This is a genomic window from Lysobacter sp. Root916, from assembly GCF_001429785.1.
Taxonomy (GTDB): domain Bacteria; phylum Pseudomonadota; class Gammaproteobacteria; order Xanthomonadales; family Xanthomonadaceae; genus Lysobacter.
In genome coordinates this window covers 242,344-258,371 of record NZ_LMJF01000013.1, presented here as the reverse complement: position 1 = coordinate 258,371, position 16,028 = coordinate 242,344, and the positions used below count along the sequence as shown (strand labels likewise).

17 protein-coding genes are annotated in these 16,028 nt (G+C 69.1%); 10 read left to right on the top strand and 7 right to left on the bottom strand.

Annotated elements, in window-relative coordinates; translation table 11 throughout:
- Window positions 1–123: 123 nt before the first annotated feature.
- On the bottom strand, window positions 124–843 hold the full coding sequence (locus tag ASE35_RS13645) for an arylesterase (protein ID WP_082576562.1): 720 nt from the start codon (window positions 841–843) through the stop codon (window positions 124–126).
- A 47-nt stretch (window positions 844–890) separates the two neighbouring features.
- On the opposite strand from ASE35_RS13645, the gene ASE35_RS13640 reads away from it, so the two are divergent.
- Entirely contained in the window at window positions 891–1,664 is a 774-nt protein-coding gene (locus ASE35_RS13640; protein WP_082611274.1) for an ABC transporter ATP-binding protein, read from the top strand.
- Window positions 1,661–4,156 (top strand): FtsX-like permease family protein, encoded by a 2,496-nt coding sequence (locus ASE35_RS13635; RefSeq protein WP_057164186.1) that lies wholly within the window; start codon window positions 1,661–1,663, stop codon window positions 4,154–4,156. Before ASE35_RS13640 ends, ASE35_RS13635 begins: the two co-directional genes overlap by 4 nt.
- A gap of 51 nt (window positions 4,157–4,207) precedes the next feature.
- On the opposite strand, the gene ASE35_RS13630 is transcribed toward ASE35_RS13635, so the two are convergent.
- Together ASE35_RS13630 and ASE35_RS13625 are read right to left on the bottom strand one after the other, a co-directional pair.
- Window positions 4,208–4,465 (bottom strand): hypothetical protein, encoded by a 258-nt coding sequence (locus tag ASE35_RS13630; RefSeq protein ID WP_056181269.1) that lies wholly within the window; start codon window positions 4,463–4,465, stop codon window positions 4,208–4,210.
- Window positions 4,466–4,537: 72 nt separating this feature from the next.
- Window positions 4,538–5,296 carry a hypothetical protein gene (locus tag ASE35_RS13625; protein WP_057164185.1) on the bottom strand — a complete coding sequence of 253 codons (759 nt, stop codon included), beginning with the start codon at window positions 5,294–5,296 and terminating at the stop codon, window positions 4,538–4,540.
- 126 nt (window positions 5,297–5,422) lie between these two features.
- On the opposite strand from ASE35_RS13625, the gene ASE35_RS13620 reads away from it, so the two are divergent.
- The 3 genes from ASE35_RS13620 to ASE35_RS13610 all read left to right on the top strand — a co-directional run bounded on the left by ASE35_RS13620 (window position 5,423) and on the right by ASE35_RS13610 (window position 7,986).
- Entirely contained in the window at window positions 5,423–6,514 is a 1,092-nt protein-coding gene (locus ASE35_RS13620; protein WP_057164184.1) for a methyltransferase, read from the top strand.
- Window positions 6,511–7,212: a pseudouridine synthase gene (locus ASE35_RS13615; RefSeq protein ID WP_057160964.1), complete on the top strand. Its 702-nt coding sequence runs from the start codon at window positions 6,511–6,513 to the stop codon at window positions 7,210–7,212. The genes ASE35_RS13620 and ASE35_RS13615 overlap by 4 nt, the downstream gene beginning before the upstream one ends.
- A 63-nt stretch (window positions 7,213–7,275) precedes the next feature.
- The gene (locus ASE35_RS13610) at window positions 7,276–7,986 is read left to right on the top strand and encodes an HAD family phosphatase (RefSeq protein WP_057164183.1); all 711 of its coding nucleotides are present in this window, start codon (window positions 7,276–7,278) and stop codon (window positions 7,984–7,986) included.
- A gap of 528 nt (window positions 7,987–8,514) precedes the next feature.
- Here the strand turns inward: ASE35_RS13610 and ASE35_RS13605 are convergent.
- Window positions 8,515–9,057, bottom strand: a complete 543-nt coding sequence (locus ASE35_RS13605) for a DUF1415 domain-containing protein (RefSeq protein WP_056180588.1) — start codon at window positions 9,055–9,057, stop codon at window positions 8,515–8,517.
- A gap of 10 nt (window positions 9,058–9,067) precedes the next feature.
- Window positions 9,068–9,550 carry a YajQ family cyclic di-GMP-binding protein gene (locus tag ASE35_RS13600; protein WP_056181266.1) on the bottom strand — a complete coding sequence of 161 codons (483 nt, stop codon included), beginning with the start codon at window positions 9,548–9,550 and terminating at the stop codon, window positions 9,068–9,070.
- Window positions 9,551–9,696: 146 nt separating this feature from the next.
- Here ASE35_RS13600 and ASE35_RS13595 point away from each other — a divergent pair, with 146 nt between their 5' ends.
- The 5 genes from ASE35_RS13595 to ASE35_RS13575 all read left to right on the top strand — a co-directional run bounded on the left by ASE35_RS13595 (window position 9,697) and on the right by ASE35_RS13575 (window position 14,042).
- Complete coding sequence (locus ASE35_RS13595; protein ID WP_057164182.1) at window positions 9,697–10,752, top strand: NAD(P)-dependent alcohol dehydrogenase; 1,056 nt, start codon at window positions 9,697–9,699, stop codon at window positions 10,750–10,752.
- Between the two features lie 156 nt (window positions 10,753–10,908).
- On the top strand, window positions 10,909–11,436 hold the full coding sequence (locus ASE35_RS13590; protein ID WP_057164181.1) for a hypothetical protein: 528 nt from the start codon (window positions 10,909–10,911) through the stop codon (window positions 11,434–11,436).
- A 110-nt stretch (window positions 11,437–11,546) separates the two neighbouring features.
- Window positions 11,547–12,431, top strand: a complete 885-nt coding sequence (locus ASE35_RS13585) for a DMT family transporter (protein ID WP_057160961.1) — start codon at window positions 11,547–11,549, stop codon at window positions 12,429–12,431.
- Window positions 12,432–12,499: 68 nt separating this feature from the next.
- The gene (locus tag ASE35_RS13580; protein WP_056180574.1) at window positions 12,500–13,369 is read left to right on the top strand and encodes a hypothetical protein; all 870 of its coding nucleotides are present in this window, start codon (window positions 12,500–12,502) and stop codon (window positions 13,367–13,369) included.
- Between the two features lie 223 nt (window positions 13,370–13,592).
- A complete protein-coding gene (locus ASE35_RS13575) occupies window positions 13,593–14,042 on the top strand; it encodes a DUF1801 domain-containing protein (protein ID WP_057164180.1) in 450 nt (149 codons plus the stop codon).
- A gap of 66 nt (window positions 14,043–14,108) precedes the next feature.
- Here ASE35_RS13575 and ASE35_RS13570 read toward each other — a convergent pair whose 3' ends face one another.
- A complete protein-coding gene (locus tag ASE35_RS13570) occupies window positions 14,109–14,906 on the bottom strand; it encodes a LytTR family DNA-binding domain-containing protein (protein ID WP_057160959.1) in 798 nt (265 codons plus the stop codon).
- Window positions 14,903–16,006, bottom strand: a complete 1,104-nt coding sequence (locus ASE35_RS13565; RefSeq protein WP_082611273.1) for a histidine kinase — start codon at window positions 16,004–16,006, stop codon at window positions 14,903–14,905. Before ASE35_RS13565 ends, ASE35_RS13570 begins: the two co-directional genes overlap by 4 nt.
- Between the last annotated feature and the right edge of the window lie 22 nt (window positions 16,007–16,028).

Genomic DNA, 16,028 nt, shown 5'->3' with positions numbered 1-16,028 from the left:
CGCACGATAGCAAGCGCGTGGACGCGGCGCGCATGTGCGTGGCGTCGGACGCGCGGCGACCTCCGCCGACGCGGTCGCGCGATCGCGGCTTACGCGGCTGCCAAGGGGTGCGCGTCGCCGCGCTCAGCGCAGCAACGGCCCCAGCTGGGTCCACACGTGGTCGCGCAGCTTGGGTTGCGCGCTTGCCACCGGATGCAGGTTGTCGTCCTGGAACGCCTGGCGGTCCAGCGCGATCGGTTCCAGCAGGAACGGCAGCAGCGCCGCGCCGTGGCGCTGGGCGAGTTCGGCGTAGTTGCGTTCGAAGCCCTGGGTGTATTCGCGGCCCAGGTTCGGCGGCATGCGCATGCCGATCAGCAGCACCCGCGCCTTGCCTGCCTGGGCAGCGGCGATCATGCGCTCCAGATTGGCCCGGCTCTGCGCCAGCGGCAGGCCGCGCAGGCCGTCGTTGGCGCCCAGCTCGATCACCACCACCGCGGGTTTGTGGCGCGCGAGTTCGCCGGCGATGCGCGCGGCGCCGCCGGCGGTGGTTTCGCCGCTGATGCTGGCGTTGACCACGCGCCAACCCGGACGGGTCTGGGCCACGCGTTGCGCGGTCAATGCGACCCAGCCCTGCGAGGCCGCCAGGCCGTAACCGGCCGACAGCGAATCGCCCATCACCAGCACGGTGCGCGCGGCCTTGGCCGCGGGCGCCGGCGCCGCGGCGGCCGGCTGCGCGCGCGCGGGCTGGGCCTGCAGCGGCGTCGCGATCAGGGCGCACGCCAGCACCAGGGCCAGGGAGCCGGTACCGATGGCCCATTGAAGCCGGCGCCGCGATGCCGCATATCCTTGTTTATTAAGCGTCATTAATAAGGCCTCCGGATGATGTCGCTGGAGCAAGCATAAGGACGATCATGGCCGATTCCATTCAAGTGCACGCCGTACGCGTCGATTCCGTTCAGCGTGATGCGGGCCGCCGCGGCGGCGCCCGCCGCGATGCCGGGGCCGCGTCCGCCGATGCCGCGCCCGCGCTGCGGGTCGAGGGCTTGGGCAAGCGCGTCGCCCTGCCCGACGAAGAACTGACCATCCTCGACGGAGTCGGTTTCGAGATCGCGCGCGGCGATACCGTCGCCATCGTCGGCGCGTCCGGCTCGGGCAAGAGCACCCTGCTGTCGCTGATGGCCGGCCTGGACACGCCCAGCAGCGGCAGCGTCGCCCTCGACGGCGAGCCCCTGTCGGCGCTGGACGAGGACGGTCGCGCCCGCGTGCGCGGCGCCAAGGTCGGCTTCGTGTTCCAAAGCTTCCAACTGCTGCCTTCGCTGACCGCGCTGGAGAACGTGATGCTGCCGCTGGAGCTGCGCGGCGATCGCGAAGTCGAAGGCCCGGCTAAGGCGATCCTGGACAAGGTCGGCCTGGGCCAGCGCCTGGGCCACTACCCGCGCCAGTTGTCCGGCGGCGAGCAACAGCGCGTGGCGCTGGCGCGCGCGTTCGTGACCCGGCCCTCGCTGCTGTTCGCCGACGAGCCCACCGGCAATCTCGACACCCACACCGGCCAGGCCATCATCGAGTTGCTGTTCGAACTCAACGCCGATGCCGGCACCACCCTGGTCCTGGTCACCCACGACGAGCACCTGGCCCAGCGCTGCGGCCGTATGTTGCGCCTGGACAGCGGCAGGCTGGTGCCGTGAGGACGCTGGGGCTGGCCTGGCGCCAGCTGCGTCGCGATTTCAAGGCCGGCGACGTGCGCATCCTGTTCGCCGCGCTGGTGCTGGCCGTGCTGGCGGTGACCTCGGTGGGCTTCGTCACCGATCGCGCCGAGCGCGCGCTGGCGATCGAGGCCAACCGTCTGCTCGGCGGCGACGCCGTGGTCCGCGCCGACGCGCCCAGCGCGGGCGCCTTGCGCGCCGCCGCGCAGCGCGACGGCTTGCGCCGCACCGAGACCATGGAGCTGCAGACCATGATTCGGGTCGGCGAGCGCCTGCAACTGGGCGAGCTGCGCGCACTGGGCGCAGGCTTTCCGCTGCGCGGCGCGTTCCGCGTCGCCGACCGCGGCGGCGAACGCGACGCCGACGGCGTGCCCGCGCGCGGCACGATCTGGATGAGCCGCGCCGGCGCCGACACCCTGGGCGCCGCGCTGGGCGACAGCATCGCGATCGGCGATGCGCGTTTCACCCTCGCCGCGCTGGTGGTGCAGGAGCCCGACGCCGCACTGGATTACTTCAACATCGCGCCCAAGGTCTTCCTCAACCTCGGCGACGTCGGCGCCACCGGCCTGATCCAGGAAGGCAGCCGCATCCGCTATCGCCTGGTGATCGCCGGCGACGCCGCCGCGGTCGAGCGTTTCGTCGCCGCCGCGCGTCCCGCGCTGGGCCGTGGCCAGCGCCTGGAAACCATCAGCGACGCGCGCCCGGAAATCCGCTCCGCGCTGGACCGCGCCGGCCGCTTCCTCGGCCTGGCCGCGCTGGTGTCGGTGGTGCTGGCGGCGGTCGCGGTGGCGATGGCCGCGCGACGCCACAGCGAGCGCCATCTGTCCGGCACCGCGGTGATGCGTTGCCTCGGCGCCAGCCAGCGCACCCTGGTCGGCGTGCACGTGGGCGAGCTGCTGATGCTGGGCCTGGTCGCCTGCACGGTCGGCGTGCTGCTCGCGTTCGGATTGCAATGGCTGGTCGGCAGTTGGTTGGCGCAGGCCTTGAAGCTGTCGATACCGCCGGCCGGGCTGTTGCCGGCACTGCAGGGTTACGGCGTCGGCCTGGTCGTGCTGCTCGCGTTCGGCGCGCCGCCGGTGCTGGCGCTGCGTCGGGTGCCGGCCTTGCGGGTGCTGCGCCGCGACCTCGATACCACCGAGCCCAGCGCCTGGCTGGTCGCGCTGGCCGGTTTCGCCGGCCTGGGCGCGCTGCTGTGGTGGAAGGCCGGTTCGGCGGCCTTGGGCACGGCGATGCTGCTCGGCATCGCCGGCACCCTGGCGGTACTGGCGCTGCTGGCCTGGCTGCTGATCGTGGCGGTGCGCCGCCTGCGTTCGCGCCTGCGCGGCAGCCTGCGTTACGGCCTGGCCAACGTCAGCCGCCGCGCCGGCACCAGCATCGCCCAGGTCTCGGCCTTGGGCCTGGGTCTGATGGCCTTGCTGCTGCTGACCTTCGTGCGCACCGATCTGCTCGATCGCTGGCAGCTCGCGCTGGCCGCCGATGCGCCCAATCGCTTCATCATCAACGTGCAGGACGATCAGCTCGCGCCGGTGCGCAGCTTCATGAGCGAGCAGGGCATCGCCGCGCCGACCTTGTATCCGATGATTCGCGGCCGCCTGATCTCGCGCAACGGCAAGCCGGTCACCGGCGCCGACTACGCCGACCAGGGTGAGCGCGCGCAGCGGTTGGCCGAACGCGAATTCAATCTGTCGGTGGCGGCGAAACTGCGCGACGACAACCGCGTCACCGCCGGCCGTTTCTGGGGAGAGGCCAAGCCCGCGCGGCCCGAGGTCTCGGTCGAAGAAGGCTTCGCCGAGCAACTGGGCTGGAAGCTGGGCGACCGGGTCGCGTTCGACATCGCCGGGCAGCCGTTCCAGGCCACCATCACCAGCCTGCGCAGCGTCGATTGGGAAAGCTTCCGTCCCAACTTCTTCGTGATCGCCTCGCCGGGGTCGATGGACGGCTATCCGGCCAGCTACATCACCGCGGTCAGCGTGCCGCCGCAGCGCACGCGCTTCACCGCCGACCTGGTCGCGCGCTTCCCCAACCTGTCGGTGATCGACGTCGACGCCGTGCTCAAGCAGGTGCGCGGCACCGCCGACCAGGTCTCGACCGTGGTCGAAGTGGTGTTCTATTTCTCGCTGGTGGCCGGCGTGCTGGTCCTGATGGCCGCGGTCAGCGCCAGCCAGGATGAGCGGTTGCTGGAAGGCGGCGTCATGCGCGTGCTCGGCGGCAGCCGCCGCCAGCTGCGTCTGGCCCAGGCTTCCGAGTTCGCGGCGATCGGCCTGCTCGCGGGCCTGGTCGCGGCGACGGCGGCCTCGGTGCTGGCCGGCGTGATCGCGACCCAGGTATTCGACCTGCCTTGGCGCGTGGACTGGCTTATGGGCGCGGTCGGCGCCGCCTTGGGCCTGGTCGCGGCCCTGCTCGCGGGCTTGTACGCGACCCGGCGCGTGCTCGATGCGCCGCCGTCGGTGACCTTGCGCGAGCTGCAGAACTAGCCGCCCGTCGCGGCGCCTGCGTTCGCCGTTGCGAGCGCAGGCGCGAGGCGCTCAGGCCTCCGAGTGCGGCTCGGCCTGGAAGCGGCGCGCGTAGCCGCGCTCTTCGGCCACCCGTTCGACTTCCTCGTCGGCCAGCTCGGGCGCGGCATACACCGCGTACGCGACCGCGCCGTCGCGGCGGCCGGTGTGGTGCAGGCGGTAACGCGGGCGCCCGCCGCCGGTGTTCTCGGGGTAGTGGCGCGGCGGCTGTTCGCCGTCCAGGTCGAGTTCGCTGTTGTCGACCATACCGCCGATGAAAAGAGCTCGCATGCGCTGGGTTCCTTCGTTTTGCATGCAGCATGGCGCGACCGATGTTGCGGCGGCATGAAGCCGACGTTCGCCTCACCCCGCGCGCGCGGGCGCGGTCGCGCGCCGACGCAGCCACAGGCTCTGCGCGGCCAACACGGCGGCGATCGCGAGCGCGACCCAGGCCGCGACCGTCGCGCCGGGCAGGGGCGAACGCGATTGCTGCACATAGACGCCGACCAGGCCCCACAGCGCGGCCAGCGTGTACGCCCAGTTGCCGCGCATGCGCGCGTTGAGGGTCAGCAGCAACGCGGCGGCGACCGCGTACAGACCCAGGCTCCAGGCCAGCATGTCGTCGCCGGGAAACAGGCGGTAGGCGACGATGGTCTGCGCCGTATCCAGCAGCGCGGCCAGCGACAACCAACCGGCGTGCAGCGACAGCGGCAGCCATGCCAGCCAACGTTGACCGGGGAGGGGGGCGGGATCGCGCGACAGCACCAGCGCGCACCAGCCGATGCAAGCCAGCGCGGCCCAGATCACCAGCAGCGCCAGTCCGAACCGTTGCTGCGAGAACACCGGCATCCACAGCGCCGTCAACGCGAAGCCCGCGGTCGCGGCCGGACGGATGCGCGCCAGGGTCGCGTCGCGCTCGCGCGGCCGCCGCGACTGCCAGAACGCGAACAGGGCGTCGCAGAGAAAGATCGGGCCCCAGATCGCGAAGGCATAACCGGCGGCGACCAGCAGGGTCGGATAGCGGTCGGAGAGGGTGGCGTTGTCGGGGCCGAACGCGCCGCGTTGCGACCACCACGCCACCAGCGGCATGGACAGGGCGGACAGCAGGACTAGCAGGCGCATGACGTCGCTCCTCGGGGCCGGCCCGCACCCTAGCGCAGGCCGCCGTGAAGGCCGCGCAGTCGCGACACGGGCGTGCGCGCGCGGCGACGGGTAAAATGCGTCCGATGATCCGCATTCGACCCTGCCGTGCGCGCTGACGCACCCGATAACGCCCTCGAAACCCTGTTCCTGCCGTTCGCCGAAGGCCGGCTGAGCTGGCCCGCGCAGGGGGGAGCATTGTTCCTGCGCGCGCGCGACGGTTGGCCGCTGCATGCGCAGCCGCGCCCCGGCCTGGTCTGCGAGCAAAGCTTCAAGCCGCAGGCCGAGGCCTTGCAGCGTTCGGGTCTGAGCCTGGACGAGGACGACGGCTCGCGGCGTTACCCGCTGGTGCTGATGCTGCCGCCGCGTCAGCGCGACGAGGCGCGGGCGCTGATGGCTCGGGCGCTCGCGCGCACCGCGCCGGGTGGGCGCGTGGTCGCCTGCATGAGCAACGACGAAGGCGCGCGTTCGGGCGAGGCCGACCTGGGCAAACTGGTCGGCCCGGTCGGGCAGTTGTCCAAGAACAAATGCCGGGTGTTCTGGAGCGCGCCGCTGGACGGCCCCGCCGATGCCGCGCTGGCCGCGCAATGGCAGGGCCTGGACGCGATCCGGCCGATCCTGGGCGGGCGGTTCCAGAGCCGGCCGGGCGTGTTCGCCTGGGACCGCATCGATCCGGCCTCGGCCCTGCTGGCCGCGCAGCTGCCGGCGGATCTGGCTGGGCGCGCGGCCGATTTCGGCGCGGGCTACGGCTATCTCGCCGCCGAGCTGCTGGCGCGCTGTCCGCGCATCGTCGCGGTGGATCTGTACGAAGCCGAAGCGCGCGCGCTGGCGCTGGCGCGGGTGAACCTGGCCGCCGACCGCCTGCCGGCCGCGGCGCGCGAGGTCGCGCTGGACTACCGCTGGCAGGACGTGACCGCCGGCGTCGACGCGCGCTACGACGTGATCGTCAGCAATCCGCCGTTCCATGCCCAGGGCCGCGCCGAACGCCCCGACATCGGCCGCCGCTTCATCGAGGTCGCGGCGCAGGCGCTGAATCCCGGCGGCCGGCTGTGGCTGGTCGCCAATCGCCATTTGCCCTACGAGGGCGCGCTGGAGACCGGATTCGCGCAGGTGCGCACGGTCGCCCAGCAAGGCGGCTTCAAGATCGTCGAGGCGATCAAGGAGGCCGCGCCCGCGCGCGGTCGTGCGGGGCGCGCATGAAGCTGGTCAAGTTGATCGGCAACCTGGGTTACGGCAGCCGCAAGGAAGTCGCGGCGATGTTCCGCGAAGGCCGCATCACCGATGCGGAAGGCGAAGTGCTGTATGCCGACGATCAGATCGGCCACGAGCGCATCCGCATCGACGGCGCGCCGCTGGATCCGCCCGCGGGTCTGGTTCTGATGCTGCACAAGCCGGTCGGGTACACCTGTTCGACCAAGGACCCCGGCCGCATCGTCTACGACCTGCTGCCGCCGCGCTTCCGTCTACGCTCGCCGCTGCTGTCCACGGTCGGGCGCCTGGACCGCGACACCAGCGGGCTGTTGCTGCTCACCGACGACGGCGGCCTGCTGCATCGCATCGTCTCGCCCAAGGCCAACTTGGCCAAAGTCTACGAGGCCAGCCTCGCTTCCGATCTGCGCGGCGACGAAGCGGCGACCTTCGCCAGCGGCACGCTGATGCTGGAGTCGGAAAAGACGCCGCTGGCGCCGGCGACGCTGGAAACGCTGGCGCCGCGCCAGGCCCGGTTGGTGCTGACCGAAGGCCGTTATCACCAGGTGCGGCGCATGTTCGCCGCGGTCGGCAATCACGTCGAAGCGCTGCATCGCAGCCGCATCGGCGGCCTGGGCCTGGACGAACTGCCGTCCGGGCAATGGCGCGCGCTGGACGCGGCCGATCTGGAGCGTTTGTTTGGCGGTTGAAGCGGCCGCCGCCGTTCACCGCCCGCGGCTGGCGTCGCGGGCCGACATCCTGCAGGACCCAAGATGCTGACCGACACCGCGCGCGCCGCCGCGCTCGAGTTCCTTCCCGCCGCGGTGCTGTTCGACATGGACGGCACCATGATCGAAAGCGAAGCGGCATTGCTGGAGTGCTGGCGCCAGGCCGCGCAGGATTTGGGCTACGACCTGGAAGATGGCTTGTGGCTGTCGATGGTCGGTTTGCACGACAGCGCCTGCCACGACCTGTTGCGCACGCGCCTGGACGAGGCGCAGGTGCAGGCGCTGCTGCACGCGATGCAGGCCTTGTACGACGTGCGCGTCGATGCGGGCCTGCCCTTGAAGCCGGGGCTGATCGCCTTGCTCGAGCATCTGGCCGCGCAGGACATGGCGACCGCGGTGGTGACCTCCACGCGCCGGCCGCGCGCGCTGTACAAGCTGGAGCGCGCCGGCCTGCTCGCGCATTTCGCGCTGGTGGTCGGCGGCGACGAGGTCGCGCATCCCAAGCCCGCGCCGGACATTTATCTGCTGGCGGCGCAACGCCTGAGCGTGGCGCCGGAACGCTGCCTGGTGCTGGAGGATTCGCCAGCCGGCGTGCGCGCGGCGCTGGCCGCCGGCATGACCCCGATCCACATTCCGGACCTGGTCGCACCCAGCGCCGAGGTACGCGCGCTGGGCCACCGCATCGTCGCGAACATGGACGAAGCCCACGCCCTGCTGGCGCCATGGCTGCGCGATGAGGCGCTGGCGGGGCAGTAGGCGCGCAACGCCTCTGCTTCCCCCCTTTGAAAAAGGGGGGCTAGGGGGGATTTGCTTCTGCTCGAATAGCAACAGCGAACAGCAAATCTCCCCTAACCCCTCTTTTCCAAAGAGGGGGACCAGGCTCGAGAACGGCCTGGGCTCGGGGCACGCCAACAACCTGCGCTGACGCTCCATGTCGAATTCCCCCCCCCAACCGTACATGTCGAATCCCCCCCTTTGAAAAAGGGGGGCTAGGGGGGGATTTGCTTCTGCTCGAATAGCACCAGCGAACAGCAAATCTCCCCTAACACCTCTTTTCCAAAGAGGGGGACCAGGCGCAAAACAGCCTGGGCTCGGGGCACGCCAACAACTTGCGCCGACGCTCCATGTCGAATTCCCCCACCCAACCGTCCATGTCGAATCCCCCCCTTTGAAAAAGGGGGGCTAGGGGGGATTTGCTTCTGGCTCGAATAGCACCAGCGAACAGCAACCCCCTAACCACTCTTTTTCAATAAAGAGAGACCGAAGGCAAGAGTGATTTGGACCTTACGGCGTCAGCAACTTGCGCCAGCCCTCGATGCCGAGCTTCTCCAAGGTCTCCAGATTGCGCTCCACGATCACGTCCGGATCCGGGAACGCCGCCACCGCGCGTTCGACGCTGGCCTCGCGCAGCAGGTGCAGCATCGGATAAGGCGAGCGGTTGCTGCAGTTGCCGACCTCGTCGTAGGCGGTGTCGGCGAACTGGTAATCCGGGTGGAAGCTGGCGACCTGGATCTCGCCCTGCAGTTCCAGCGCCTCGACCGCGGCGTCGGCGGTGTCGAGGAAATCGTTGTAATCCAGGAAATCCGTGAGCACCCGCGGATGGATCAGCAGGGTGGTGTCGACCTGATCGGGTTCGGTCTGCTGCAGCCGGACCAGCTCGTAGGCCAGTTCCTCCAGCAAAGCCTCGGGTGTGGTCGCCTCGCTGAGCACGTAACGGACCTGGTCCTTGGCCACCACTGCCTTGGCGAACGGGCACAGATTGAGCCCGATCACCGCCCGTTCCAGCCAGCGGCGGGTGGCGACGATGGGCTCGGCTTCGGCGTCCATGGTCGCCGGCTCAGTCGCGGAAGTTTTCGAACTGCAGCGGGCGCTCGAACTCGCTGGCCTTGAGTAAGGCGATCGCGGTCTGCAGATCGTCGCGCTTCTTGCCGTTGACGCGCAGCTTGTCGCCGTTGATCTGGGCCTCGACCTTGAGCTTGGCGTCCTTGATCGCGGCCACGATCTTCTTGGCCAGCTTCTGCTCGATGCCCTGCTGCACGGTGATCTTCTGGCGCGCGCCGGCCAGATTGGTTTCGATATCGCCGAACTCCAGGCAGCGGCCGTCGATGCCGCGCGCGATCAGGCGCGCGCGCAGGATGTCCTGCATCTGCTTGAGTTGGAACTCGCTGGGCGCGGACTGGTTGATGAACTTGTCGTCGAGCTCGAACTTAGCCTCCACGCCCTTGAAATCGAAACGCGTGGACAGCTCGCGATTGGCCTGGTCGACGGCATTGGTGAGCTCGTGGGTGTCGACTTCGGAGACGACGTCGAAGGAAGGCATGGCGGTATCCGGATCGGTGCTGCGGCTGGGGAGGTAAAGGGTAGCGCAGGCGCGCGGCCGCGGCACGTAGCGTTGCGCGCGCATTGACGTCGGGGCAACGCCGGCTTGGCTAGACTGGCGCTCTCGCCCAGTCCCCGGACCCGTACATGCTCAAGACCGCCGCCTATGCCGCCGCCAGCGCCCAGTCGCCGCTGGCCCCGCACTCGATCGAACGCCGCCAGCCCGGTCCGAACGAGGTCCTGATCGACATCCTGTATTGCGGCGTCTGCCATTCCGACATCCACCAGGCACGCGACGAGTGGGGCGGGTCGATCTTCCCGATGGTCCCGGGCCACGAAATCGTCGGCCGGGTCGCCCAGGTCGGTGCCGGGGTCGACAAGTTCCAGGTCGGCGATGCGGTCGGCGTGGGCTGCTTCGTCGATTCCTGCCGCGAGTGCCCGCAGTGCCGTGACGGCCTGGAGCAGTACTGCGACCAGGGCATGACCGGCACCTACAACTCGCACGAACGCGTCGGCGGCGCGCCCACCTACGGCGGCTACTCGACCCGGATCACGGTCGATCAGGACTACGTGTTGCGGATTCCCGCCTCGATCCCGCTGGACCGTGCCGCGCCGCTGCTGTGCGCGGGCATCACCACCTATTCGCCGCTCAAGCACTACGGCGTCAAGGCCGGCGACCGCGTGGCGGTGGTCGGCCTGGGCGGCCTGGGCCACATGGCGGTCAAGCTGGCGGCGGCGATGGGCGCGCAGGTCACCGTGCTGAGCACCTCCGAGTCCAAGCGCGAAGCCGCGCTGGCCCTGGGCGCGCAGGATTTCGCCGCCACCCGCGATCCGGCGGTGTTCAAGCGCCTGGCGCGCAGCTTCGACTTCATCATCGACTCGGTGTCGGGCGAGCACGACTACAACGCCTACCTGTCGCTGCTGAAGGTCGACGGCACCATGGTGCTGCTGGGCATCCCCGAAACCCCGGCGCCGGTCGCGGCCGGCGTGCTGATCACCAAGCGCCGCCGCCTGGCCGGCTCGATGATCGGCGGTATCGCCGAGACCCAGGAGATGCTGGATTTCTGCGCCGAACACGGCGTGGCCTCGGATATCGAGCTGATCGACATCGCCCAGATCAACGAGGCTTACGAGCGCATGATCAAGGGCGATGTGCGCTACCGCTTCGTGATCGACATCGCCAGCCTCGAAAACACAGCCTGATCGCAGACGCGCCCGGGTCGTTTCGCTTTCCATGGAAGCGGCGGTCGAGCCACGTCGGTCGATGCAAGCCTGATCGCGGCTCACGCCGCTCCCACAGCGGGGCGGCGGCGCTTCGGCTGGCGGCCCGACCGCGCCTCATCGTCTAAGCTGGCCCGCATGCAATTGTTGCTGATCCCCTTGCTCGTCCTGCTCATGGTCCTGCTCGGCGCCCTGCTGCTGCCGGTGGCGCTGATCCAGCGCTATCGCTACGGCAAATCGCGCCGGCGCGCGATCGGCTGGACGATCTCCTTGAACCTGGGGGCGACCTTCGTCTCGCTGCTGCTGTTCTTCTTCAGCGCCTGGATCGTCGGCCACTGGATCGCCGACGCCAGCGTCTACGCCGCGGCCGGCGTGGCGCTGGGACTGCTGCTGGGCGTGGCCGGGCTGGCCCTGACCCGCTTCGAGTCCGAGCCCGGCGCCTTGTACTACACGCCCAACCGTTGGCTGGTGCTGGCCCTGACCCTGATCGTCGCCGCGCGTTTGGGTTTCGGCCTGGTGCAGGCGCTGCACCTGTGGGGACAGCAGGACGCGCGCGACGCCTGGCTGTCGCGGCAGGGCAGCCTGCTCGCGGTCGGCGGCATGATGCTGGGTTATTACCTGAGCTACGCCTTCGGATTGCGTCGACGCTGCCGGCGCCTGGCCTGATCGGCCCATGACGGCGGCCGCGATTGCCGGCAAGATGCGGCTTCGCCTCCCCCAGCTGTGGACATGACTCGCGATTTCCTTTTCACCGCCGCGCGCGGCGGCACGGCCGCATGAGCGCCGATCGCAAACGCCAGACGCGCGCGGCCTTGAGCATGCTGGCCGCGGTCGGTTTGTTCGCGATGATGGACGCCGGCCTCAAGCTGCTCAGCGCGCGCTACCCGCCGTTCCAGGTCGCCTCCTTGCGCGGCGCGGCTTCGCTGCCGTTCGTGCTGGCCTGGGCCCTGGCCACGGTGGGCCCGGCGGCGCTGCTGCGCGTGCGTTGGTCCCTGCATCTGCTGCGCGGCGTGCTCGGCATCGGCATGATGGCGGCGTTCGTGTACGCGCTGCGCAGCCTGCCCTTGTCGACCGCGTACTCGGTCTTCTTCGTCGCGCCGCTGCTGATCACCGCGATGTCGGTGCCGCTGCTGGGCGAACGCGTCGGTCCGCGCCGCTGGATCGCCATCGCGGTCGGTCTGATCGGCGTGCTGGTGCTGCTGCGTCCCACCGGCGAGGGCATGCTGAGCCTGGCCTCGCTGGCGGTGCTGGGCGCGGCCCTGGCCTACGCGGTCAGCGCGATCACCGTGCGCCTGCTCGCGCGCACCGACAGCACCCAGTCGATGATGGTCTGGCTGATGGCGATGCTCGCGATCGGCGCCGGCGCGCTGGCCTGGCCGGATTGGGTCGCGATCCGCAGCGCGGACCTGTGGCTGATCCTCGGCGTCGGCGTCGCCGGCGGTCTGGGTCAGTATGCGATCACCGAGGCCTTCCGCCTCGGCGAGGCCTCGCTGATCGCGCCGCTGGAATACACCGCCCTGGTCTGGGGCGTGCTGCTCGACCTCAGTCTGTGGGGCGTGCTGCCGGATGCGATCACCTGGCTAGGCGCGGCGATCATCGTCGCCAGCGGCCTGTATCTGCTGCGTCGCGAGCGCGCGCACGCCGAATCCGAACATCCCTGAACCGGGCTCTGGCCGGGCCCAGCCTCGCATCGCGTTTGCCTGTCTGTCTCCACACACAGGCAGGCTTCATGAAAACGTTCAGGACGAACTCCGTCACCGGCAAGCGCGCAGCGGTCGCGCTGCTGCTCCTCAGCGCGGTGGCGGCCGCGACGGTCTGGGCCTACAAGGGCCCGGCCGATCAGGTGGTATTGGAACCGGTGAAGCAGGGCGCGGACATTCCCGCCAGCAGCCGTCAGCGCAAGCTCTCGCTCAGCGCCGCCAAGGCCGCCGCGCCGATCTCGCTGGCCGCCGCCGCGGTCACCGACGAGGACGTCGGCGACAGCGACTCCTTCGGCCGCAACCTGCGTTGGCTGGGTTTGGCCGACATGGCGGTCGAGCTCACCGACACTTGCCCCAGCGCCGACCCGGAGGCGGGCTGCAAGGTGCTCAATCCGGCGCCGGCATTCACCTCGTTCGCGTTCGAGGACCTGGGCCGCATCACGCTGCCCGGCAAATCCACCCAGTCCTTGCTGTGCTACTGGTTGTCGCCGGTGCTGACCGTGCGCTACGCCAATCCGACCGCGAGCCCGGTGGTGGCCCGGTTCCGCTATTCGCCGACGTTGACGGTCGAAAATCCGGTCCTGGCCACGCCGGGCCTGATCGACCCGACCACCGGTCTGCCGTTCAACGGCAAGCTGCTGACCGGCCTGACCTCGTCGGAAATGTTCGAGGTGCCCCTGGCGCCGGGCGTGGCGTTCACCGAACGCACGCGCGATTCGGCGGTGTGCATCGCCGGCTTCATCAGCCGCAAGTCGCTGGCCGATAACTACGGGCTCAGCGACGCCCAGATCAAGGAGTTCTTCAAGAAGCCGACCACCGTGCGCATGAACATCAGCGGCAACGCGCAGTACGTGGAATCGGCCTCGCTCTACTTCGGCCTGCGCATCATCGGCGACTGAGGCCGCGAGGGTTCAATGGCGGCGGGCGCGGAGATGGGGGGCGCGCCTGCCGCCAGCTTTCGCCGCACCGCGCCATGACGGCGTGGCGCGATCGGCGTAGCGTCCGCCGTATCTCGTCGCCGAACGCCGCCGTCATGCGCCTGGATCTCGTTTCGCTCCGTGAGGCGCCGCCTTCAAGTCCGCGGCACGCGGGCATGCGTACGCGCCCGGGGCGTGCGAGCTGATGGCCGGCAGCGCCGCCAAGACGGTCGCGGCTTACCTGGCCGACCTCGCGCCCGAACGGCGCGCGGTGGTCGCGGCGGTACGCGATCTGGTCAATGCGCAGCTGCCGGCCGGCTACGTCGAGGAAATGGCCTACGGCATGATCGCCTGGAACATCCCGCTCGCGCGCTATCCCAAGACCTACAACGGACAGCCGCTGTGCTACGTCGCGCTGGCGGCGCAGAAGAACGCCTACTCCCTCTACCTCAATGGCGTTTACGCCGACTCCGAACGCGAGCAGCGCCTGCGCGAGGCCTATGCGCGTGCCGGCCTCAAGCTCGACCTGGGCAAGAGTTGTCTGCGCTTCAAATCGCTGGACGGCCTGCTGCAGGACGAGATCGGCGCGATCGTGGCATCGACTTCGGTGGAGGCGTACATCGCCCTGTACGAGGCGAGCCGTCACAAGGCTTGAGGGGCCAGCAGACGGGATCGTTCATGGCCGCCTGTCGGCGGGCGACGATCGAAGCGGGTCGGCGTGTCAGGTGAGCAGTTTGATCTTGTCCCGATAACTGCGTGACAGCTTCAGCTCATGCCCCGAGTCGAGCCTGAGAAAATACTCGCCGTTGACGTGTGGGCGCATCTCTTGGACCCTCGCCAGATTGACGATGGTGGAGCGATGGATGCGCGCGAATTTCCGCGGGTCCAGGCGTTGCTCGAGTTCTTGCATCGTGCCGCGCAGTACGTGGGTCTGCTCGCCCGTATGCAGGCACATGTAGTCGCCGGCCGCGTCGACCCAGCGTATCGAGTCGAGTTCGATGCGCAACAGCCGGCCGCCGTCCCGGATCGTCAAGGTGCGGCCAGCGGGAACGGCTTCATCCCCGAGCAAGCCCTCGATCTTCGCGCGTTGCGCGCCGGGCAGGGTCGCGATGAACTTGAGTAAGCGTTCGTAGTGGTCCCCGATATCGCGCGCGGCCAGGCGCTCGCGCGCCCGCTCGACCGATTCGTCCAGGCGCGCGTCGTCGACCGGCTTGAGCAGGTAGTCCAGCGCGCTCGCGGCGAACGCGGCAGAGGCGTAGTGATCGTAAGCCGTGACGAACACCGTCAACGGAATCTGAGTGGCGGGCACCATGCGCAGCAGATCGAAGCCGTCGATGCCGGGCATCTGGACGTCGAGAAACATCAGCTGCGGGCGCAAACTGGAGATAGCGTAGAAGGCCTGGCGGCCGTTGCCGGCTTCGCCGACGATCTCGATGTCGCTGTGACGGCCCAGGCGCAGTTCCAATCCCCGGCGGGCCAGGGGTTCGTCGTCGACGATCAGCGTGCGGATCCTCTTCATGGCCGCTCGCTCTGATCGATGACGAACGGCAGGCGCACATGCACGTCCACACCCTCGGGATCGCGGTTGCGAATGCTCAGATGCTGGCGCTCGCCATACAGCACGCGCAGCCGTTCGCGCGTGTTGGCCAGGCCGACGCGCGCGTGGCCGTTGGTAGCCGAGTCGGATTCGACGAAGCCCGGGCCGTTATCGCAAAGATGCAAGTCGAGCATGTCGCCGTCGAGCCGTGCACTGAGCTCGATGCACCCGCCCTCTTCGCGTTTGGTGACCGCGTGCTTGATCGCGTTCTCGATCAGCGGCTGCAGGATCAGGCTCGGCACCAGCGCGTCGCGTACGCCGGGCTCGATATCCACCGTCATGTTCAGGCGATCGCCAAAGCGCACCTGTTCGATGCCGAGATAGAGATTTAGCGCCTCAATCTCCTGCGTGAGCGTCACCTGCTGCTCGGGATCGGAGTCGAGGGAATGGCGCAGGAACGACGATAGGCTCGCGACCATGCGGTAGGCGGTATCCCGCTGGTCGTCCAGCACGAGGGTGGAGATCGCGTTGAGGGTATTGAACAGAAAGTGCGGGTTGAGCTGGTAACGGAGCATCTTGATCTGCGCCGCGTGCGCGGCGTTACGCGCGCGCAATGCGGCTTCCTTCTGCTGTTGCAGCTGCAGCGCGAACTTGATTCCGAAATACAGCGCGCTCCACGACAACAGGAGGTAGAGCGTTGAGGCGAAGTACCACAGGTAGCCGAACACACTGCGCAGTTGACAGTCGCCGCAGTAGCTGAAAGCGATCGCGACGTAGAGCTTCATCTGCACAAGTGTGGCAAGCACGAGCAAGCCGATCGCCGCTGCCGCCATCTTCGCTACGGGCAGCCCCCACAATCGTCGATAACCCAGGCGCAGCAGGCTGGTGATCGCGAAGCCGCAGGCGGTCACGGATAGCGAGGCGTACACGTAGTGCAACGGCTTGCCGTCGCCCATGGCAGCGGTGAAATGGAGGACGAAGTAACCCATCCATCCCAGGACCTGCAAGGGCCAGAACAGGCGCTTCGAGGTCGCCGCGGTCGAATCGGGCAAGACGATGGAACTCATCGGGGCGTTCTTCATGAGCGGCGCCCACTATGAACTA